Here is a 21,220-nt window from a genome sequence, read left to right on the forward strand (position 1 = left end):
TATCAGTCACACCGAGGCGACGCTATCGCAGGCAAGCCAGCTCCCACACAAGCCACACATTGAAGTGATGTGCAGGCTTTAGCGCACGCTGCTTTCGAAGCGGTTCACATCCGACAACTCCAGCACCAGCTCATCGCCCACATTCAGCGGACCCACGCCAGCAGGGGTGCCAGTGAGAATCACATCACCGGCTTGCAAGGAGAAGCAGCCCGCCATGTGCTGGATCATCGGGATGATCGGGTTGAGCATCTGCGAGCTGTTGCCGTCCTGGCGCACTTCGCCATTGATGGTCAGGCGAATACCGATATCGGTCACGTCCGGGAACGTGCTGCCCACCACGAAGGGGGCAATCACCGCAGCACCATCGAAGGACTTGGCGATTTCCCACGGCAGGCCCTTGGCTTTCAACTCGGCCTGCTTGTCGCGCAGGGTCAGGTCCAGCGCCGGGGCGAAACCGGAGATGGCGTCCAGCACTTCTTCACGGCTGGGCTTGGTCGACAGGGGCTTGCCGATCAACACGGCAATTTCCGCTTCGTAGTGCACCGAACCGCGCTCGGTGGGAATGCTGAAGCCACCTTCCAGCGGCACCACGCAACTGCCCGGCTTGATGAACAGCAGCGGCTCGGTCGGCACCGGGTTATCCAGCTCCTTGGCGTGTTCGGCGTAGTTACGCCCGATGCACACCACTTTGCCCACCGGAAAGTGGATGTTGGTGCCGTCGACATATTTGTGCTGATAGCTCATGGAACGACTCCTGAAGGGCGGTTAAACAGCGAAGATCTTGCCGGGGTTCATGATCCCGTTGGGGTCGAACACGGCTTTGACGGCCTTCATGTATTCGATTTCAGCGGGCGAGCGGCTGTAGGTCAGGTAATCGCGCTTGGTCATGCCAACGCCGTGTTCGGCAGAGATCGAACCGTTGTACTTCTCGACGGTTTCGAACACCCACTTGTTCACGGTGGCGCACTTGGCGAAGAACTCGTCCTTGCTCAGGTTTTCCGGCTTGAGGATGTTCAGGTGCAGGTTGCCGTCGCCGATGTGGCCGAACCAGACGATTTCGAAGTCCGGGTAGTGTTCGCCGACGATCGCATCGATTTCACTCAGGAATGCCGGCACTTTCGACACCGTCACCGAAATGTCGTTCTTGTACGGCGTCCAGTGGGAAATGGTCTCGGAGATGTACTCACGCAGCTTCCACAGGTTGTGCAGCTGGGTTTCGCTCTGGCTCATCACGCCGTCCAGCACCCAGCCCTGCTCCACGCAATGCTCGAAAGTTTCCAGCGCATGGTTGGCAACTTCTTCGGTGGTGGCTTCGAATTCCAGCAGCGCGTAGAACGGGCATTCGGTTTCGAACGGCGCAGGTACATCGCCACGGCCGAGGACCTTGGCCAGGGCCTTGTCGGAAAAAAACTCGAAAGCGGTCAGGTCCAGCTTGCTCTGGAATGCGTGCAGCACCGGCATGATCGAGTCGAAATCAGTGGTGCCCAGCACCATGGCGGTGAGGTTTTTCGGCGCACGGTCCAGGCGCATGGTGGCTTCCACCACGAAACCCAGGGTGCCCTCGGCGCCGATGAACAGCTGACGCATGTCGTAGCCGGTGGCGTTCTTGATCAGGTCGCGGTTCAGTTCCAGCACATCGCCCTTGCCGGTGACCACCTTCATGCCCGCCACCCAATTGCGGGTCATGCCGTAGCGAATGACCTTGATCCCGCCGGCATTGGTGCCGATGTTGCCGCCAATCTGGCTGGAACCGGACGATGCGAAGTCCACCGGGTAGTACAGGCCCTGTTCTTCGGCGGCGTTCTGCAGTTGCTTGGTGACCACACCCGGCTGGCATACGGCGGTGCGGTCGGTGAGGTTCAGGTCGAGGATCTGGTTCATGTAGTCGAACGACACCACCACCTCGCCATTGGCTGCCACCGCCGCCGCCGACAGACCGGTACGGCCACCCGACGGCACCAGTGCCACCTTGTGGGCGTTGGCCCAGCGGACCACGGCCTGCACCTGCTCGATGGTCTTGGGGAAGACGATAGCAGTGGGTGCTGGCGCGAAGTGTTTGGTCCAATCCTTGCCGTAAGCCTCCAGGGAGTCTGCGTCGGTCAGCACTTTGCCAGGCTCAACCAGGGTCTTTAGCTCATCAATCAGGGCAGGATGGGTCATCGACAGAACTCTCGAACAATTCATGGTCACCCTGAGAACGCTTCACGTCGCAGGAATGAGTGTTTAGCGGGGCACGTATGCTAGCATACCGCCCCCGCAGGATAGAGCCCAAAGGCGTTTCTGCGGTGACGGCTTTCCTGCCGTCCGGGTCAGCTTACGTGATCCGATTCCCTGCCAATTTTCTCCGGGATACAGGTTTACGCAGATGAGCAAGACTTCTCTCGATAAGAGCAAGATCAAGTTCCTTCTTCTGGAAGGCGTCCACCCATCGGCTGTCGACGTTCTGAAAGCCGCCGGGTACACCAGCATTGAGTACATCACCAGTTCTCTGCCGGAAGCCCAGCTAAAGGAAAAGATCGCCGACGCGCACTTTATCGGCATTCGCTCCCGCACTCAGCTGACCGAAGAGATCTTCGACCACGCCAAGAAACTGGTGGCTGTCGGCTGTTTCTGCATCGGCACCAACCAAGTCGACCTCAACGCAGCGCGCGAGCGTGGCATCGCGGTGTTCAACGCACCGTACTCCAACACCCGTTCCGTGGCGGAGCTGGTGCTGGCCGAGGCGATCCTGCTGTTGCGCGGCATCCCTGAGAAAAACGCGTCCTGCCACCGTGGCGGCTGGATCAAGAGCGCGGCCAACTCCTTCGAAATCCGGGGCAAGAAGCTGGGTATCGTCGGTTACGGCTCGATCGGCACCCAGTTGTCGGTCCTGGCCGAAGGCTTGGGCATGCAGGTGTTCTTCTACGACACCCTGACCAAGCTGCCGCTGGGCAACGCCACTCAAGTGGCCAGCCTGACCGAGCTGCTGGGCATGTCCGACATCGTGACCCTGCACGTTCCGGAAACCGCTGAGACCCAGTGGATGATCGGCGAGAAGGAAATCCGCTCCATCAAGAAAGGCGGCATCCTGATCAACGCCGCGCGCGGCACCGTGGTCGAGCTGGACGCCCTGGCCGACGCGATCAAGGACAAGCACCTGATCGGCGCCGCCATCGACGTGTTCCCGGTAGAGCCTCGCTCCAACGACGACATCTTCGAAAGCCCGCTGCGTGGCCTGGACAACGTGATCCTGACCCCGCACATCGGCGGTTCCACCGCTGAAGCCCAGGCCAACATTGGTCTGGAAGTGGCCGAGAAGCTGGTCAAGTACAGCGACAACGGTACCTCGGTGTCGTCGGTCAACTTCCCGGAAGTGGCGCTGCCGGCTCACCCTGGCAAGCACCGCCTGCTGCACATCCACGAAAACATCCCGGGTGTTATGAGCGAGATCAACAAGGTCTTCGCGGAAAACGGCATCAACATCTCCGGTCAGTTCCTGCAGACCAACGAGAAGGTCGGCTACGTGGTGATCGACGTCGACGCCGAGTACTCGGACCTGGCGCAAGAGAAGCTGCAGCACATCAACGGCACAATCCGTAGCCGCGTGCTGTTCTAAAGTTTCACCTGCACCACGAAAAAGGGAGCTCCTGAGAGCTCCCTTTTTTGCATCTGAACAAAGCTTACTTGACGTTAACCGTGATCACTTTCGAGGCCACAGTGGGGTTGAACTGCATGTGTAGCTTGTCGCCAGCCACCAATTGCAAAGTGTGCTTGCCTGGGGTGAGGGTCAGTTCGGTTTCGGTCTGGGCCTTGCCGTAGTGGATCACGGTGTCGGTGGCCGGGATCGGCACGCTGGCGTCGGGCAGTTCTTTCTGGTCGACCAGCAGGTGATGGTGGCCGGTGCCTGGGGCCTGGTCAGTGGCCGGGGCCAGTTTCAGGCCCTCCATGCCGAATTTGACAGTGAAGGTCTTGTCGACGGTGGCGCCGTCTTTTGGCGAAACGATAAAGACCTTGGCGCCTTCAGGGGGCGCGCTGCGTGGAATACCGTCGGCGGCTGTCGCCAACATGGAAGCACCCAGCAGCAGGCTGGCAATCGTTGCTCGGGACAAAAGGGCTTTCATTCGCTTCTCCAGTTTTTCCAGGAAATCTGTTGGGTTATGACAACTTCGCGGCAAATTGCTGTCCAAGGCTCTCAACACCATAGCAGAGCGATGCTGAACGGCGCCTCGCACATTCGAATTCTCTAGGAGTGACCATGCGCTTTCTGCCTGGCCTGTTACTGCTGCTCCCCCTTCTGAGCCCCCTGGCTCATGCCGAACTCATCGATGACGTATTTGACCGTGGTGAACTGCGCATCGCCCTGGAAGCCAACACGCCGCCGTTCAACTTCAAGGACGGCGACAAACTCACCGGGTTCGAAGTGGAGCTGGGCGAACAACTGGCCAAGGAAATGGACGTACGCCCCTCATTCGTCACCACCGATGACAGCGACCTGCTGCCCGGCGTGGAAACCGGCAAGTACGACGTGGCCATCAACCATATCGCTATGACTGCCGAGCTGCGGGATCGGTTCGATTTCAGTGAGGCTTATAAGGAAACACCCGAACTGGCGATTCCATTCCAGAAAGGCAACCCGGCGTTCAAAGCCAGCCTGGACAAGGCAATGCAACGGGTGAAGGCGGATGGGCGATTGGCGGCGTTGACGCACAAGTGGTTTGAGAGCGAGACCCCGGCAGCCAAGGCACAGTGATCTTCCAGATTTGACTCGGTCAATGTGGCTTTGATTGTTCCCACGCTCCGCGTGGGAATGCCGCCCTGGACGCTCCGCGTCCGCTCTTGAAGTCGTGACGCGGAGCGTCACGGGATGCGTTTCCACGCAGAGCGTGGGAACGATCGGCAGCTCCCACATTTCACCTACCCAGGTCTCGAAAGCTGCGCCAGAGCGACTGACGCCTCGGGCAATTCCAGTTCGCTGAACACCTGCACCCCATGACGCTTGAGCAACGCCGCCGTGACGCCCTCACCCCTCACTTTCACGCCGCTGAAAGTGCCGTCGTAAGTCAGCAAGTTGCCGCACGAGGGGCTATTGGCCTTGAGAATGGCGATACGGATGTTGTGACGCTGCACCAGTGCCAGCGCCTGGCGCGCGCCGTCCAGGAAAGCCGCGCTGAAGTCCTCGCCCTCGGCGGTCAGCACTTGGGCACGCCCCTCCCAGACCTCCGCGCCCTGCCCGCCGGGAATCTCGGCAGGCGGACGCGGCGTAGGCAAGCCGCCCGCCACTTCCGGGCAGATCGCAACCACCCGTCCCTGGGCCTGCCACACCGCCAACTGATCGAATGGGCCACTGCCACCCCCGTCGTAGCGCACCTTGTGCCCCAACAGGCAGCGGCTGACCAGAATCTTTTCCATGCTTAAAACGGCTCGTTGCCCCTCCGGCGAAACCAGCCGGTCAGGGACAGGCGATCGCGCGTGGCCGGCAGCACTTCATGGGGCACATCGCCCGACAGGAACACCACCAGGCTCGCCCCGACGGGCAGTACATCGTGCTCAACGCCATCCTTGAGGTAGAGGCGCAACTGTCCGCCGTGCTCGGGTTGCCAGGCGTCGTTCAAGTAGATCACCGCCGACACCATGCGGCGGTCGTCGTCGCGAAAGCGGTCCACGTGTTTGCGGTAGAACGCACCAGGCGGGTACATCGCGAAGTGGCTTTCGAAGTCTTCCAGGCCCAGGAACAGACCGCGATTCATCGCCTGTCGCACGTCGTCCATCAGCGTCATGTAGGTGTCGCAGATGGCCGCCTCACCAGGCTCCAGCCACTGGATATGGTCACCCCGCACGCCCTCGCGGATTTCCTGCGCAAGCCCGCGCCCTACCGCCGCCGGCGCCAGCTCGCCTTGCGCCGCACGTTTACGGCACTCAGCGGCCAAGGCCAGGGTCAATGCCTGGGGCAGGAAGTCGTCCTGCTGCGACCAGCCTTTTTCGGCCAGGTCATCGACGATGCGTTGCAGCAGAGGGGAATCGAGGGATGTGTGCATGGCGCGCATAGTATCCATACGCCTGTGAATCCGACAGAGCCGCCGAGCGTCTGAAGGTACTTTAGTCAGGTGACTGATAGGACTTCTCGACAAATCCTACGCCCGACACGGACAATAGTGGCCGACTGACAGGAGTCCATATGCGTCGTTTGTTTTTTTCCTTGCTGATGTTCTGCGTATTGCCCGCCTGGGCAGACAGCCATGACCAGTTGTACAAGGTCGCCGGCTGGGCCGAACAACGTGCACATTTCAATGACGCCCTCAGTGCTGCCCAGCAACGCTATCGCAACAGCCTGCCGCCGGCGGTTTACCAGGCGCTGGTGGACAACAGCAATAAGCGCTTTGCCGCCCAGGCCGTGGACCAGCGAGCCGAGGCGCAACTGCGCAAGAACCTCGCAGACCCCAAACCGGCCCTGGCGTTTTTCCAGTCGCCGCTGGGCCGCAAGATCGTCGCCGCCGAGTTGTTGGCCACCCGCCGCGACCAGCTGGCGAAGAACGCCCAGGGCCTGCCGAAAATGCAGGCCGATGCGACCCGCAGCCTGATCATCGGCCACCTCGCCCAAGCCCTGCCGGCCCGTGAAGCCGGTGCGGAAGTCAGCCTGGCGATTGCCGGTGTAGCGGCAGACAGCTTGAGCCAGATGATCCCCGGCCTGCTCGGCGGCGGCCAGGCCCAGGGCATGTTGAATGGGCAGCGAGAGCGGCTGATGCAGCAGATCGACAAGGACCTGAGCAACACGCTGCTGTATGTCTACCGGGATTTGTCTGACCCGGAGTTGGAAGAATTCGCAACCTTCGCCGAGTCGCCGGAAGGCAAGGCGTATTATCAGGCGGCCCTGGCCGCCATCCGCGCCGGACTCGCTGTCGGTCAGAGCACCTCAAGCCTGGCCCAGTAAAAAGCGGGCGCGGACGGTTGTGGGAGCAAGCCCGCTCCCACATTTGAATGGCGCTACTTCAGTTGATCCGAAAGAAACCTGAAGTACACCTCACGAATCTCCGGAATCTCATTCGCCAGGTGATGCCTGCCACGCGGCAGCATCAGCACTTCAGGCTGATCGAACTTGCCGCGCAGCACCCGCAGGTTGTGCTGCCAGTCCACCGTCATGTCTTCCTCACCCTGCACGATCACCGGTCGCCTCGGGCTGGCAGGCGCCGCTTCGATGCGCCTGATCCAGCGCACCAATGCGCCGACCCAGGCGGTAGGCAACTGCCGGGGCTGCAAGGGGTCGGCCTCCAGGAATGCCTTGAACGTGGGGTCGTTGGTGTTTTCGCTGAAGCGCCGCGCGATGCCTTTGACGAACGGACGCAGCAGGTAATAACTGACCTGCGACCAGCCCCACGCACGCGGTCGCACCAAGGGCGCCAGCAGGAACGTCTTGCCCTGGGCCGGGCTGTCGGCGCCGTGGTTGAGCACATGATCCAACACCACCGCGCCACCGGTACTTTGCCCGAACAGGTGCCAGGGTTGCGGCAGTCGCAGGGCGCCGGCCTGGGCAAACAGTGCCTGCACCACGTCCTGATATACCGAAAAGTCCTCGATGCTGGCACGCGCGCCACTCGACAGGCCATGCCCGGGCAAATCGCAGGCGATCACCACAAAGCCCTGGTCCAGCGCCCAGTTCACCACATTGCGGTACAGGCCCATGTGGTCGTAGAAACCATGGAACAGGAACAGCGTCGCCACCGGCGCGGGCGGCCACCACACCTGGGCCACCACCTGGAAACCGTCCACCTCGAAACGCCCCAGACGGCTCACCGCCGGCACCGCACGGGCGGCCAGGTCCAGCCCGTAGAAACGCTGGTAGACCCGCGCTTCGGCTGAAAGCGGCTGCGCGTCCACCAGGGGCCGCAGGCTTTCGCGCAGATGATCGGGGTCAAACGTGACGGGCATAAAGGGATCCAGACTGACGGTGAAGATGAATATCGAGCTGCGATATTCATCTGTCGAGACAAGCATGGCAAGCTACGCGACCTTCGAGGATACATCCGCATGCGACAGCCTTACCGCACCGCCCTGTTCGCCAGCCTGATCCTGATCCTCTGCGCCGGCGTGCTATGGGCGGCGTATGACTGGTTCCAGGGCCGTTACCTGCGCGCCTTCAGCGAACACACTGCGGTCTTCTCCGGCGATACCCTGCGCCTGCCCGCCGACCTCAGCGGCCCCGGCCCGATCCGCCTGGTTCACTTCTGGGACCCGGCCTGCCCCTGCAATGTCGGCAACCAGCAGCACCTGGGCGAGTTGATCGATCACTACGCGCCCCAGGGCGTGGAATTCTATGCCCTGCAAAAACCCGGCAGCCACGGCCAGCTCCCCGACAACCTGCGCAGCCTGAAAACCCTCACCACCCTGCCCGGCGCCGACCACGTACCGGCCAGCCCGGCCGTGGGCATCTGGGATCGCACGGGCAAACTGGCGTACTTCGGCCCCTACAGCGAAGGGCTGACGTGCAACGCCGACAACAGTTTTATTGAGCCGATCTTGAAAGCCCTTGAAGCCGGACGCGAGGTGAATGCCACGCACACCTTGGCGGTGGGCTGCTATTGTTCGTGGCCAAACGGCTTGTAGTTCGACACACCACTCTCGGTAAGGAATGTTCATGAAGCGCGTCTTGCAGGTTCTTGCGGTTCTGGTGGTGCTCGTTGCCCTCGGCACCGGCTGGTACATCTACAGCAAGCAACCGACCCGCCAGGGCACGGTGACGTTGGCCAATCTGCAAGGTTCGGTCACGGTGCGTTATGACGACCGAGGGGTGCCGCACATTCGTGCCGAGAACGAGGCCGATCTGTATCGTGCGCTCGGGTTTGTGCATGCCCAGGACCGCTTGTTCCAGATGGAGATCATGCGGCGCCTGGCCCGGGGCGAGTTGGCCGAGGTGCTGGGGCCGAAGGTGCTGGAGACCGACAAACTGTTCCGCAGCCTGCGCATTCGCGAGCGTGCCGCCACTTATGTGGCGCAGCTGGACCATGAGTCTGCGCACTGGAAGGCGCTGCAAGCCTATCTGGACGGGATCAACCAGTATCAGGACAGCCACGCCAGCCCCATGGAGTTCGACGTGCTTGGCATTCCCAAGCGGCCGTTTACCGCCGAGGACACCATCAGCGTCGCCGGGTATATGGCCTACAGCTTTGCCGCTGCGTTTCGTACCGAACCCTTGCTGACTTACGTACGTGATCAATTGGGCAGCGACTACCTGAACGTCTTCGATCTCGGCTGGCAACCCAAGGGCGCGCTCAACCTCGCCGCCAGTGACTGGCAGACCCTCGGCGCCCTCGCCTCCCTCAGCGAGCAGGCCCTGGCGGACAACGGCCTGCCGCAGTTCGAAGGCAGCAACGCATGGGCCATCAGCGGCAGCCGCACCAAGAGCGGCAAACCGTTGCTGGCGGGTGACCCGCACATTCGTTTCTCGGTGCCGTCGGTGTGGTACGAGGCGCAACTTTCGGCGCCGGGCTTCGAGCTGTATGGCTATCACAACGCGCTGGTGCCGGTGGCGTTCCTGGGGCACAACCTGGATTTCGGCTGGAGCCTGACCATGTTCCAGAACGACGACCTCGACCTGATCGCCGAGAAGGTCAACCCGGACAACCCCAACCAGGTCTGGTACCACGGCCAGTGGGTCGACATGATCCGCAGCGAACAGCAGATCGCCGTGAAAGGCCAGGCTCCGGTCACCCTCACCCTGCGCCAGTCGCCCCACGGGCCGATCGTCAATGACGTGCTCGGCGAGAACGCCGGCAAGACGCCGATCGCCATGTGGTGGGCCTTCCTCGACACGCCGAACCCGATCCTCGAAGGGTTCTACCAGCTCAACCGCGCCGACACGCTGGCCAAGGCCCGTGCGGCGGCGGCGAAGGTGTCTGCCCCGGGCCTGAATATCGTGTGGGCCAACGCCAAGGGGGATATCGGCTGGTGGGCGGCCGCGCAGTTGCCGATACGCCCCGCCGGCGCCAATCCGGGTTTTATCCTTGATGGCAGCACGGCCCAGGCCGACAAGCTGGGCTTTTACCCGTTCAGCGCCAATCCCCAGGAAGAAAACCCGGCGCGCGGCTATGTGGTATCGGCCAATGCCCAGCCGGTCTCGCCCACCGGCATGGAGATTCCCGGTTATTACAACCTGGCTGACCGTGGCCAGCAGCTGAACGCGCAGTTGAGCGACAAGAGCGTGAAGTGGGACGTGAACAACAGCCAGGCGTTGCAGCTGGGCACCACTACCGCCTATGGCCCGCGCTTGCTGGCGCCGCTGTTGCCGGTATTGCGCGAGGTGGTCAAGGACCCCGCACAGCTGAAGCTGGTGGAACAGCTTGCCAGCTGGAAGGGTGACTACCCGCTGGACTCCACCAGCGCCACGCTGTTCAACCAGTTCCTGTTCAACCTCGCCGACGCAACGTTCCACCCCAAACTCGGCGACGGCATGTTCAAGACCCTGCTCAGCACCCGGGTGATCGACGCCGCCCTGCCGCGCCTGGCCGCCACGGCGGATTCACCCTGGTGGGACGGCAAGCGTGCCGAGCTCGTCAAACTCGCCTGGGACAATAGCCTGGCGCACCTCAAGGCCACCTTCGGCGACGACCCGGGCCAGTGGCAATGGGGCAAGGCCCACACCCTGACCCACGGGCACCCGTTGGGCTCGCAGAAACCACTGGATCGTGTGGTCAACGTCGGCCCCTTCCCGGCACCGGGCACCCATGAAGTGCCCAACAACCAGTCAGCCAATATCGGCCCCGCACCTTGGCCGGTGACCTACGGGCCATCGACCCGTCGCTTGATCGACTTCGCCGATGTCGCCCACGCGCTCACCATCAACCCGGTCGGCCAGAGCGGCGTGCCCTTCGACCGGCATTACGGTGACCAGGCGGAAAGCTACATCGAAGGCGGCTACGAGCAGGCCCATTTCACCGATGAGGAAGTGACGGCGAATACGCGCGGTACACTCAAGCTGCTGCCTGCCCGATAACCGCGATCTGGGTGGGAGCTGCAGCGTGGCGGCTATTGCGCCCGCACCCGCCCCGGCGCCTCGCCGTAGGTTTCCTTGAACTTCTTGGTGAACGCCGCCTGGGACTGGTAACCCACCTGGGCGGCGATATCCAGCAGGCTCAGGCGCGACTGGCGCACCAGGTTGAACGCCAGTTCCATGCGCAGTTGGGTCAGCAACACCCACGGCGAGACCCCCGCCACTTTCACGAACGCACGCATGAAGGTGGCCCGGGACATGCTCGCGGTGGCCGCCAGGCTGTCGATGGTCCAGTCATGCCCCGGGTCGGCCAGCATCGCTTGCCAGGCCTTGCTCAGGCGCTTGTCGGCGAGCAAGGCGAAGGTACCGGCCACCGGTGCCTGGCGCGTGAGCCACGTGCGCAAAATCAGGGTGAACAGCGCTGACGACAGCGCATCGATAAAAGACCTCGCCCCTAACTGCTGGCCGTCCGCCTCGCTGCGCAACAGGGCAATCAGCGCGGCCAGTTGCCCGTCCGCCTGCCATTGGCGGCTGGACACCACCAAAAACTCCGGCAACGCACCGAACAGCAGGGATTGGCGGTTGTAGTGAAAGCTGCCGCAGAGCATGTCCAGGTCCGGCTGGTCGCCGCCCAGGCGATGCACCGGGAGCAGGCCGCCATCGATGACCCTGGGCTGCATCGGCCGGATCCGCGCGCCCTGGCTGCGCAGCAGGTGCGTGGCGCCGCCCGGCATCAGCAGGATGTCGCCTTCTTCCAGGGTGACGTGCTGCCCACCGGACAACTCCGCGCGGCAGTTGCCACTGAGCACGATGTGATACGGCGCGACGCCAAGGTTTTCCGGCGAGTGATCCAGGGCCCAGTCGCCCTGAAACTGACAACGCAGGTCCAGACTGCCGCGCAGGTTGGCCAGCGCGATAAGGGTGTCGATCGAATTCATTTGCGAGCATCGGTCAAAAAGATGAGCGGATTGAACAATCACGCGTCCCTCGAACAGCACAGACTGGCTTCACACCCAACCTGCTGAGGAGTTACCGAAATGTTCAATAACTGGTCCGACTTGCTGCCTACCGTGAAGAAAGCCTTTGGCGCACTGGGCAAGAGCAACCCGAAGATGGTCAAAGCCTACATGGCGCTGGGCGAAGCTGCCGAGGAAAACAATGTTCTCGACGCCAAGACCCGCGAGCTGATTTCCATCGCCGTGGCCATCACCACCCGCTGCGACGGTTGCATCGGCGTGCATGCGGATGCGGCGATCAAGGCCGGCGCCACCCGCGAAGAAGTCGCCGCGACCCTGGCCACCGCGATCTCGCTGAATGCCGGCGCCGCATACATCTACTCGCTGCGCGCGCTGGAAGCCTACGACACGCTCAAACCGGCGCCGCAAAGTTAAGCCGAAATTGTTGCGGCGTCACGCCCAGCCGGCGATTGAACACACTACGCATGTGCTGGGCGTCCCGGAACCCACATTGATAGGCCACCGTCTTCAGGGGTGCGGGACTGCCTTCGAGCATCACCCGCGCCGCATCCACCCGCGCCCGCTCGACGAACTCCGCGGGTGTCATGCGTGCTTCACGGGCAAAGACCCGGGAGAAGTTGCGCGCACTCATGTTCGCCGCCTTGGCCAGGTCGGCGATGGTCAGGTCCCCCGTCAGGTTCGCCAACACGTACAGCTGCACCTGCGCCACCGCCGAGGTGGTTTCGGCGTGGGGCGTGAGAAACGGACTGAACTGCGACTGCCCACCCGAACGCTGGGTGAATACCACCAGGCGCTTGGCCACGCTCAGCGCCACCTCCGGGCCGTGGTCCTGGGCCAGCAGATACAACGACAGATCGATACCCGCCGTAACCCCCGCCGAGGTGTAGAGGCTGCCGTCCTGCACATAAAGGCGGTCGGCCTCGACCTGGGCCGTGGGGCACAGGCGCGCCAGGTCAGCGGCGTCGTTCCAGTGAGTGGTGACGGTCTTACCGTCCAGCAACCCGGCGCGCGCGAGCATGAAGGCGCCGTTGCAGATGGAGCCGAAGCGTTGCGCTCTTTGAGTGGCACCGCGCAGCCAGTCATCGAACTCGGCACCGAAATCCTCGAAGGGCAATTGCGGGCCGCCGGCCACCAGCAGCAGGTCGTAGGCATGCAGGGCTTCGCGGTAATGCCGGTGGGCTTGCAATGACAAACCGTTGGAGGCGGCCAGGGTGCCGTGGCCAAGGCCAAGCACTTCCAACTGGTAATGATCCTCGGGCGGCAGGAAACGGTTGGCCTCGCAGAACACATCCATGGGGCCGGTCACGTCCAGTGACTGGACGCCGGGGAAGATCAGGATGGCAACGGTTCTATGCATGGCGAAACCTTATGACTGGCGGACACGAAACCCTGTGGGAGCTGGCTTGCCTGCGATACAGGCACCTCGGTGTATCAGGTATACCGAGTTGATGCTATCGCAGGCAAGCCAGCTCCCACATTTGACCGTGTATACCTTTGGCGCGATTTGAAGGCAGGTTGGCCGACATCGCGCCCTCGTGCCGATAGCCCCTTCGCGGGCGCGCGACCAGACTGAACTCATCGGCGCCACCCCCGGCGCTTTGTTGAGGAGAACGACCATGAGCACCACCATCGCCGGCATCCAGATTCCGGACAGCGCCCTGGCCAAGGCCACCACCGAATACATTCGCGATGTCGAATCCGACCTGCTGTACCACCACTCCCGCCGGGTGTTTCTGTTCGGCGCCCTGAGCGGCGAGCGCAAACAACTGGCCTACAACCCCGAACTGCTTTATGTGGGCGCCATGTTCCATGACTTGGGCCTGGTGGAAGGCCACCGCAGTGACGACGAACGTTTCGAAGTGGACGGCGCCAACGCGGCCGCAGACTTCCTCAAGCCTTACGGGCTGAGCGATGACGATATCGAGCAGGTGTGGCTGTCCATCGCCCTGCACACCACACCGGGCGTGCCGAAGCATTTGCGCCCGACCGTGGCGCTGGTGACCGCTGGCGTGGAAATGGACGTGCTGGGCATGGACTACGCCGCGTTCAGCACCGTGCAGCGCGAAGCGGTGGTGCATGCGCATCCACGGGGTGAAGGGTTCAAGGAGTGCATCATCTGCGCCTTCGCCGATGGCTTGCGCCACCGCCCGCAGACCACGTTTGGCAACGTGAAGACCGATGTACTGGTGGATCAGGAGCCCGGGTTCAAGCCGATGAATTTTGTGGAGGTTATCCGCAAGTCGCCTTGGGTGGCCTGACCCACAACCGGATAAACACCACAAAACCACTGTGGGAGCTGGCTTGCCAGCTCCCACATTTTTAACCGCGTTGCACCAATCAGACCGATGCAGGCGCGCGGCGCTTGTCCGGCTGTTGCCAGCCGTCCGCAGCCGCTTCTTCGATGGCTTGCTGGATGGCCTTCTTGCGGTGCTCTTCGGCACGGCGGCTGAAGAACCACACCAGGAAGGTCACCAGCGACACCGCCAGCAGGATCAGGCTGGCCACGGCGTTGATCTCGGGTTTGACCCCCAGGCGCACCGCCGAGAACACTTCCATCGGCAAGGTGGTCGACCCCGGCCCCGATACGAAGCTGGCCAGTACCAGGTCGTCGAGGGACAACGCGAACGACATCATGCCGCCCGCCGCCAGCGACGGCGCGATCATCGGGATGGTGATCAGGAAGAACACCTTCCAGGGCCGTGCACCGAGATCCATGGCCGCCTCTTCGATCGACAGGTCCAGTTCACGCAACCGCGCCGACACCACCACCGCCACATACGCCGCACAGAAGGTAGTGTGGGCGATCCAGATCGTGACGATGCCACGCTCCTGGGGCCAGCCGATCATCTGCGCCATGGCCACGAACAGCAGCAACAGCGACAGACCGGTGATCACTTCCGGCATCACCAGCGGCGCGGTGACCAGGCCGCCGAACAGCGTGCGCCCCTTGAAGTGGCTGATGCGGGTCAGCACAAACGCTGCCAGCGTACCCAGCGCCACCGCCGCCACTGCCGTGTAGCAGGCGATTTCCAGCGAGCGGCCCACCGAGCCCATCAACTGGGTGTTGTCCAGCAGGCCCACGTACCACTTCACCGACCAACCGCCCCAGACTGTCACCAGTTTGGATTCGTTGAACGAGTAGATCACCAGGATCAGCATCGGCAGGTAGATGAACAGCAGCCCCGCCACCAGCATGAAGCTTGAGAAACTGACGCGCTTCATATCTTGCCCTCCATCTCTTTGGCCTGGCTGCGGTTGAACAGGATGATCGGAATGATCAGGATCGCCAGCATCACCACCGCCAGGGCGGACGCTACCGGCCAGTCACGGTTGTTGAAGAACTCTTGCCACAACACTTTACCGATCATCAGGGTTTCCGGGCCGCCGAGCAGTTCCGGGATCACGAACTCGCCCACCACCGGGATGAACACCAGCATGCAGCCGGCGATGATGCCGTTCTTGGACAGCGGCACGGTGATCTTCCAGAAGCTGTTGAACGTGCTCGAGCCCAGGTCGGAAGCGGCTTCCAGCAGGCTCTGGTCGTGTTTCACCAGGTTGGCGTAGAGCGGCAGGATCATGAATGGCAGGTACGAATAGACCACGCCGATATACACCGCGATGTTGGTATTGAGGATCTGCAACGGCTCGTTGATCAGCCCCATGGACATCAGGAAGCCATTGAGCAGACCGTTGTTGCTGAGGATGCCCATCCACGCGTACACACGGATCAGAATCGCCGTCCAGGTCGGCATCATGATCAGCAGCACCAATACGGTCTGCACTTCCTTGCGGGCGCTGGCGATGGCGTAGGCCATCGGATAGCCGATCAACAGGCACAGCAGCGTGCTGAAAAACGCCATCTTCAGCGAGCCCAGGTACGCCGAAATGTACAGCTCGTCGTCACCGAGCATTGCGTAGTTGGCGAGGTTGAGCACCAATTGCAATTTCTGCTCGACGAAGGTGTAGATCTCGGTATACGGCGGGATCGCCACGTCGGCTTCGGCAAAGCTGATCTTCAGAACGATGAAGAACGGCAGCATGAAGAACAGGAACAGCCAGAGGAAAGGGATCCCGATGACCACATGCCGGCCACCGGGGGTTATTCGTTGCAGCTGGCGCTTGAGCTTTTTCATGTTCATGAGCGCAGTACCACGCCGCTGTCGTCTTCCCACCATACATAGACCTGGTCACCCCAGGTCGGTCGCTGGCCACGGCGCTCGGCGTTGGCGACGAACGACTGCACCAGCTTGCCGCTCGGCAGCTCCACGTAGAACACCGAGTGGCCGCCCAGGTAGGCGATGTCGTGCACCTTGCCGCTGGACCAGTTGTGCTCGCAGGTCGGCATCTCGGAAGTGACCAGCAGCTTTTCCGGGCGGATGGCGTAGGTCACCGACTTGTCTTCCACCGACGTGGCGATGCCGTAGCCCACGTAGATGTCGCGGTCCAGGTCCGGGCACTTGAGCACCGCATGGCCCTCGGCGTCGTCCACCACCTGGGTTTCGAAAATGTTCACGTTGCCGATGAACTCGCACACCAGGCGGCTGGTGGGCGTCTCGTAGATATCGATCGGGCTGCCGATCTGGGCGATCCAGCCCAAGTGCATGATGGCGATACGCTCGGCCATGGTCATGGCCTCTTCCTGGTCGTGGGTCACCATGACGCAGGTCACGCCGACGCGCTCGATGATCTCCACCAGCTCGAGCTGCATCTGCGAGCGCAGCTTCTTGTCGAGGGCGCCCATGGGCTCATCGAGCAACAACAGTTTCGGACGCTTGGCCAGGGAGCGCGCCAGGGCCACACGCTGACGCTGGCCACCGGACAACTGGTGCGGCTTGCGCTTGGCGAACTGGCTCATCTGCACCAGCTTGAGCATCTCGGCCACGCGGGCGTCGATCTCGGCCTTGGGGATCTTGTCCTGTTGCAGACCGAACGCGATGTTCTGCGCCACGGTCATGTGCGGGAACAAGGCGTAGGACTGGAACATCATGTTGATCGGCCGCTCGTAGGGCGGCATGTCGGTGATGTCTTCGCCATCGAGGTAGATGCGGCCTTCGGTCGGGCGCTCGAAACCCGCGAGCATGCGCAGCAAAGTGGATTTGCCCGATCCCGAACCGCCGAGCAAGGCGAAGATCTCGCCCTTCTTGATTTCCAGGGACACATCGTCCACGGCAATCGTCTCGTCGAACTTCTTCGTGACCCGGTCGATTTTGACCAACACCTTTTTCGGTGTCTGGTCGCCCTCGAGGGCTTTCTTATAGGCGCCGGAGGCAACTGCCATTTACGAAACTCCCAACAAAATTTTCGGTTCACCCAACGTAGGCGAACCTTGGATAGTTTGAGCTTTAAGCCTTACTTGCCCGTCTTAACCTTGGTCCAGCTACGGGTCATCAAACGTTGCACTTTCGGGGGTAACTCGAAGTTGACGAATGTCCGCTCGAGAACCGCCTGCGGTGGATAAACCGACTCGTCGGTGCGTATCGATTGTTCCATCAGCTTGTCCGCCCCGGGGTTAGGGTTGGCGTAGCCGACGTAATCACTGACCTGAGCGATCACCTCAGGTTGCAGCAAATAGTTGATGAAGGCGTGGGCCTCTTTGACGTTGGCCGCATCCTTGGGGATGGCCAGCACGTCGAACCAGAGGTTGCCGCCTTCTTTGGGAATCGCGTAGGCGATGTTCACGCCCTTGCCGGCTTCTTTCGCGCGGGCCTTGGCCTGGAACACGTCGCCGGAGAACCCGGCAGCCACGCAGATATTGCCGTTGGCCAGGTCCGAGATGTATTTGGAGGAATGGAAGTAGGTCACGTAGGGCCGCACTTTCAGCAGCTTTTCTTCGGCCTTCTTGTAGTCTTCGGGGTTCTCGCTGTTGGGGTTCAGGCCCATGTAGTTGAGCACCGCCGGCAGCATTTCATCCGCCGAATCCATGAACGACACGCCGCAAGTGGCCAGTTTCTTCATGTTCTCCGGCTCGAACAGCACGGCCCAGGAGTCGATATGGTCGACGCCCAGCACTTCCTTCACCTTATCGACGTTGTAACCGATGCCGTTGGTGCCCCACAGGTACGGCACCGCGTACTGGTTGCCCGGGTCATTCTTTTCCAGGCGCTTGAGCAGCGCCGGATCGAGGTTGGCGTAATTCGTCAGCAGCGACTTGTCGAGCTTCTGGAACGCCCCGGCCTTGATCTGCTTGCCCAGGAAGTGGTTGGACGGCACGACCACGTCGTAACCGGTACGCCCGGCCAGCAGCTTGCCTTCCAGGGTTTCGTTGGAGTCGAACACGTCGTACACGGGCTTGATCCCGCTGGCCTTTTCGAAGTTGGCCAGGGTGTCGGTGCCGATATAGTCCGACCAGTTATAAATATGCACCGTCGGTGCAGCCTGCACGCTCAACGTCAGCGTGATACCGGCACCCACGAACATGGCTTTGCGAAATAAAGAAATTGGCAAGTGGAGGTCCTCTTAAATAGTTGGGCCCTAAAGTTGTTGCCCGGCAACAAAACCGGCGCGCAACTTACCCTCGATAAACCGATCCGGCAAAACTTTCTGTCATTTAATGTGTAAGAAGGGCAGTCAAACTGCCCCTCCTACAGTTTTAAGGCTTATTTGCCCGATTTGATCTTGGTCCAGCTGCGCGTCATTTCACGCTGGGTCGCAGCCGGCAGGTCGGCAATGGCGTAGAGCTTGGCCTGCACGTCCGCTGGCGGGTAGATGCCCGGGTCGCTGGTGATGTCCTTGTCGACCAGTGCGGTGGCTTTCTCGTTACCGTTCGGGAAATGCACGCTGTTGGTGATCGCAGCCATGACTTCCGGCTTGAGCAGGTAGTTCATGAACTTGTAGGCGGCGTCGGTGTTTTCGGCATCTTTGGGGATGGCAACCATGTCGAAGAAGCTGCCAGCGCCTTCTTTCGGAATGTCGTAGGCCACTTTGACCTTGCCACCGGCTTCAGCCGCGCGGGCCTTGGCCTGCTCGATGTCACCCGAGTAACCCACGGCCACACAGATGTTGCCGTTGGCCAGGTCGGAGATGTACTTGGAGGAGTGGAAGTAGCCGATGGAAGGACGGATTTTCAGGAACAGTTCTTCGGCTTTCTTCAGATCGTCTTTCTTTTGGGTGTCGGTCGGCAGGCCCAGGTAATGCAGCGCCACCGGCAGCATCTCGGTTGGCGAATCAAGGAAGCTCACACCGCAGCTTTTCAGCTTGGCGATGTTTTCAGGCTTGAGCAGCACGTCCCAGGAATCGATCTTGTCCACGCCCAGCGCGGCCTTGACCTTCTCCGGGTTGTAGCCGATGCCGATCGAGCCCCACATGTACGGGAAGGCGTGCTTGTTGTCCGGGTCGCTGACCGACACGGCTTTCAGCAGGGATTTGTTCAGGTTGTCGTAGTTGGACAGTTTGGACTTGTCCAGCTCCTGGTAGACACCGGCCTTGATCTGCTTGGCCAGGAAGTTGTTCGACGGTACGACGATGTCGTAGCCGGACTTGCCTGCCAGCAACTTGGCTTCCAGGGTCTCGTTACTGTCGAACACGTCGTACACCACTTTGATGCCCGACTCTTTTTCGAAGTTGGCGATGGTGTCCGGTGCAATGTAGTCGGACCAGTTGTAGACGTGCAGCACTTTATCGTCTGCCTGGGCCGCGCCCGCCATTGCGCCCATCAGGGACAAGGCGAGGAGGGTCTTGCCAGCGTTCTTCAAACCTAATGCCTTCATTATGGTGATGCTCCAATTTTTCTTTTTTGGGCCACGTTCTTACAGTGTTCAGCGGCCCGTCTAAAGGGCAGCAAAACAGGGCGACAGTCTGGCAAGTTCTTGGGCCGGCTTTCAACCAAAGCCTCATTTATAACTGCTCAGCACGCAGCGCCCGAAGCCGCTGCGTTCTGAGCCTAGCACTTAGCCCTGCAATGCCGCCAAAGTCAGGTCCAGGCAATGCCGTGCCTTGGTCACCAACTCGTCGATTTCAGCCGTGCTGATCACCAGCGGCGGCGAAATGATCATGGTGTCGCCCACGGCGCGCATGATCAGGCCATTGTTGAAGCAAAAGTTGCGGCAGATCATGCCGACGCCACGGTCTTCGTAGCGTTTGCGCGTGGCCTTGTCCTGCACCAGTTCGATTGCGCCGAGCATGCCCACACCGCGAACCTCGCCCACCAACGGGTGATCAGCCAGTTCCCTCAGACGTTTCTGCAAATACGGTGCCGTTTCTTCGTGAACACGGCTGACGATTTTTTCATCGCGCATGATGCGGATGTTTTCCAGGGCCACCGCCGCCGCCACCGGGTGACCGGAGTAGGTGAAGCCGTGGTTGAAATCGCCCCCTTCATTGAGAACTTCCACCACTTCGTCGCGCACGATCAGGCCGCCCATGGGGATGTAACCCGAGGTCAGGCCCTTGGCGATGGTCATCATGTGTGGCTTGAGGTCGAAGAAATCGCTGCCGAACCACTCACCGGTGCGACCGAACCCGCAGATCACCTCGTCGGCGATGAACAGGATGTCGTACTTGGCGAGGATTTCCTTGATGCGCGGCCAGTAGGTGGCGGGCGGAACGATCACGCCACCGGCACCCTGGATCGGCTCCGCAATAAAAGCGCCGACGTTGTCCACGCCCAGCTCCAGGATCTTCTCTTCCAGCTGGTTGGCGGCCCATACGCCGAACTCTTCGGGGCTCATGTCGCCGCCTTCGCCGAACCAGTACGGCTGGGCGATATGGGTGATGCCCGGGATCGGCAAGTCGCCCTGCTCGTGCATATAGGTCATGCCACCCAGGCTCGCGCCGGCCACGGTGGAGCCGTGGTAGCCGTTCTTGCGGCTGATGATGGTTTTCTTGTTCGGTTGGCCCTTGATCGCCCAATAATGGCGGACCATGCGCAACATGGTGTCGTTGCCTTCGGAACCGGAGCCGGTGAAGAACACATGGTTCATGCCTTCGGGCGCGATTTCGGAAATGACCTTGGCCAGTTCCAGCACCGGCGGGTGCGCGGTCTGGAAGAACAGGTTGTAGTACGGCAGTTCCTTCATTTGTTTGGCGGCGACCTCGGCCAGCTCTTCGCGACCGTAACCCACCGCCACACACCACAGGCCCGCCATGCCATCGAGGATCTTGTTGCCTTCGCTGTCCCACAGGTACACACCCTTGGCGTGGGTGATGATGCGCGGGCCTTTTTCTTTCAATTGCTTGAAGTCGCTGAACGGCGCCAGGTGGTGCTCACTGCTCAAGGCTTGCCATTCGCGGGTTTGCGGGTTGTTGCTGGACATACCAATCTCCTAGAACTACAGGTGAGGGTGCG

At 61.4% G+C, this 21,220-nt stretch carries 21 protein-coding genes; 7 read left to right on the plus strand and 14 right to left on the minus strand.

The window, feature by feature from the left end; translation table 11 throughout:
• Window positions 1–78: 78 nt before the first annotated feature.
• Together ACW9IN_RS26305 and ACW9IN_RS26310 are read right to left on the minus strand one after the other, a co-directional pair.
• Complete coding sequence (locus ACW9IN_RS26305) at window positions 79–744, minus strand: fumarylacetoacetate hydrolase family protein (RefSeq protein WP_457368587.1); 666 nt, start codon at window positions 742–744, stop codon at window positions 79–81.
• A gap of 21 nt (window positions 745–765) precedes the next feature.
• Entirely contained in the window at window positions 766–2,160 is a 1,395-nt protein-coding gene (locus tag ACW9IN_RS26310; protein ID WP_457368588.1) for an FAD-binding oxidoreductase, read from the minus strand.
• Between the two features lie 205 nt (window positions 2,161–2,365).
• Between ACW9IN_RS26310 and serA the strand changes: the two genes are divergently transcribed.
• Entirely contained in the window at window positions 2,366–3,595 is a 1,230-nt protein-coding gene (serA, locus tag ACW9IN_RS26315; RefSeq protein WP_457368589.1) for a phosphoglycerate dehydrogenase, read from the plus strand.
• A 64-nt stretch (window positions 3,596–3,659) separates the two neighbouring features.
• Here the strand turns inward: serA and ACW9IN_RS26320 are convergent, their stop codons facing one another.
• Window positions 3,660–4,100: a DUF4399 domain-containing protein gene (locus ACW9IN_RS26320; protein WP_457368590.1), complete on the minus strand. Its 441-nt coding sequence runs from the start codon at window positions 4,098–4,100 to the stop codon at window positions 3,660–3,662.
• Between the two features lie 134 nt (window positions 4,101–4,234).
• Between ACW9IN_RS26320 and ACW9IN_RS26325 the strand changes: the two genes are divergently transcribed.
• On the plus strand, window positions 4,235–4,729 hold the full coding sequence (locus tag ACW9IN_RS26325; protein ID WP_457368591.1) for a transporter substrate-binding domain-containing protein: 495 nt from the start codon (window positions 4,235–4,237) through the stop codon (window positions 4,727–4,729).
• Window positions 4,730–4,893: 164 nt separating this feature from the next.
• Here ACW9IN_RS26325 and ACW9IN_RS26330 read toward each other — a convergent pair whose 3' ends face one another.
• Window positions 4,894–5,388, minus strand: a complete 495-nt coding sequence (locus tag ACW9IN_RS26330) for a DUF523 domain-containing protein (protein WP_457368592.1) — start codon at window positions 5,386–5,388, stop codon at window positions 4,894–4,896.
• A 2-nt stretch (window positions 5,389–5,390) separates the two neighbouring features.
• Window positions 5,391–6,023: a 2OG-Fe(II) oxygenase gene (locus ACW9IN_RS26335; protein ID WP_457368621.1), complete on the minus strand. Its 633-nt coding sequence runs from the start codon at window positions 6,021–6,023 to the stop codon at window positions 5,391–5,393.
• A gap of 131 nt (window positions 6,024–6,154) precedes the next feature.
• Here ACW9IN_RS26335 and ACW9IN_RS26340 point away from each other — a divergent pair, with 131 nt between their 5' ends.
• Window positions 6,155–6,907, plus strand: a complete 753-nt coding sequence (locus tag ACW9IN_RS26340) for a DUF2059 domain-containing protein (protein ID WP_457368593.1) — start codon at window positions 6,155–6,157, stop codon at window positions 6,905–6,907.
• A 53-nt stretch (window positions 6,908–6,960) separates the two neighbouring features.
• Here ACW9IN_RS26340 and bipL read toward each other — a convergent pair whose 3' ends face one another.
• Complete coding sequence (gene bipL / locus ACW9IN_RS26345; protein WP_457368594.1) at window positions 6,961–7,902, minus strand: phospholipase BipL; 942 nt, start codon at window positions 7,900–7,902, stop codon at window positions 6,961–6,963.
• A gap of 99 nt (window positions 7,903–8,001) precedes the next feature.
• Here bipL and ACW9IN_RS26350 point away from each other — a divergent pair, with 99 nt between their 5' ends.
• A complete protein-coding gene (locus ACW9IN_RS26350) occupies window positions 8,002–8,577 on the plus strand; it encodes a DUF6436 domain-containing protein (RefSeq protein ID WP_457368595.1) in 576 nt (191 codons plus the stop codon).
• Between the two features lie 31 nt (window positions 8,578–8,608).
• Window positions 8,609–10,963, plus strand: a complete 2,355-nt coding sequence (locus ACW9IN_RS26355; RefSeq protein ID WP_457368596.1) for a penicillin acylase family protein — start codon at window positions 8,609–8,611, stop codon at window positions 10,961–10,963.
• A 32-nt stretch (window positions 10,964–10,995) separates the two neighbouring features.
• Here ACW9IN_RS26355 and ACW9IN_RS26360 read toward each other — a convergent pair whose 3' ends face one another.
• Window positions 10,996–11,898 carry an AraC family transcriptional regulator gene (locus ACW9IN_RS26360; protein WP_457368597.1) on the minus strand — a complete coding sequence of 301 codons (903 nt, stop codon included), beginning with the start codon at window positions 11,896–11,898 and terminating at the stop codon, window positions 10,996–10,998.
• Window positions 11,899–11,997: 99 nt separating this feature from the next.
• Between ACW9IN_RS26360 and ACW9IN_RS26365 the strand changes: the two genes are divergently transcribed.
• Complete coding sequence (locus ACW9IN_RS26365; RefSeq protein WP_016973032.1) at window positions 11,998–12,351, plus strand: carboxymuconolactone decarboxylase family protein; 354 nt, start codon at window positions 11,998–12,000, stop codon at window positions 12,349–12,351.
• Here the strand turns inward: ACW9IN_RS26365 and ACW9IN_RS26370 are convergent.
• Window positions 12,329–13,294 (minus strand): GlxA family transcriptional regulator, encoded by a 966-nt coding sequence (locus ACW9IN_RS26370; protein ID WP_457368598.1) that lies wholly within the window; start codon window positions 13,292–13,294, stop codon window positions 12,329–12,331. The genes ACW9IN_RS26365 and ACW9IN_RS26370 overlap by 23 nt on opposite strands.
• A gap of 259 nt (window positions 13,295–13,553) precedes the next feature.
• On the opposite strand from ACW9IN_RS26370, the gene ACW9IN_RS26375 reads away from it, so the two are divergent.
• A complete protein-coding gene (locus ACW9IN_RS26375; protein ID WP_457368599.1) occupies window positions 13,554–14,195 on the plus strand; it encodes an HD domain-containing protein in 642 nt (213 codons plus the stop codon).
• 79 nt (window positions 14,196–14,274) lie between these two features.
• Here ACW9IN_RS26375 and ACW9IN_RS26380 read toward each other — a convergent pair whose 3' ends face one another.
• The 6 genes from ACW9IN_RS26380 to ACW9IN_RS26405 form a co-directional block, all read right to left on the minus strand.
• A complete protein-coding gene (locus ACW9IN_RS26380; protein ID WP_457368600.1) occupies window positions 14,275–15,159 on the minus strand; it encodes an ABC transporter permease subunit in 885 nt (294 codons plus the stop codon).
• Window positions 15,156–16,076 carry an ABC transporter permease subunit gene (locus tag ACW9IN_RS26385; RefSeq protein WP_457368601.1) on the minus strand — a complete coding sequence of 307 codons (921 nt, stop codon included), beginning with the start codon at window positions 16,074–16,076 and terminating at the stop codon, window positions 15,156–15,158. Before ACW9IN_RS26385 ends, ACW9IN_RS26380 begins: the two co-directional genes overlap by 4 nt.
• Complete coding sequence (locus tag ACW9IN_RS26390) at window positions 16,073–17,215, minus strand: ABC transporter ATP-binding protein (RefSeq protein ID WP_457368602.1); 1,143 nt, start codon at window positions 17,213–17,215, stop codon at window positions 16,073–16,075. The genes ACW9IN_RS26385 and ACW9IN_RS26390 overlap by 4 nt, the downstream gene beginning before the upstream one ends.
• Window positions 17,216–17,286: 71 nt before the next feature.
• Window positions 17,287–18,381 (minus strand): polyamine ABC transporter substrate-binding protein, encoded by a 1,095-nt coding sequence (locus ACW9IN_RS26395; RefSeq protein ID WP_457368603.1) that lies wholly within the window; start codon window positions 18,379–18,381, stop codon window positions 17,287–17,289.
• A 152-nt stretch (window positions 18,382–18,533) separates the two neighbouring features.
• A complete protein-coding gene (locus ACW9IN_RS26400) occupies window positions 18,534–19,628 on the minus strand; it encodes a polyamine ABC transporter substrate-binding protein (RefSeq protein ID WP_457368622.1) in 1,095 nt (364 codons plus the stop codon).
• 195 nt (window positions 19,629–19,823) lie between these two features.
• A complete protein-coding gene (locus ACW9IN_RS26405; RefSeq protein WP_457368604.1) occupies window positions 19,824–21,188 on the minus strand; it encodes an aspartate aminotransferase family protein in 1,365 nt (454 codons plus the stop codon).
• Window positions 21,189–21,220: the final 32 nt, after the last annotated feature.

This window comes from Pseudomonas sp. SDO5271_S396 (assembly GCF_054071795.1).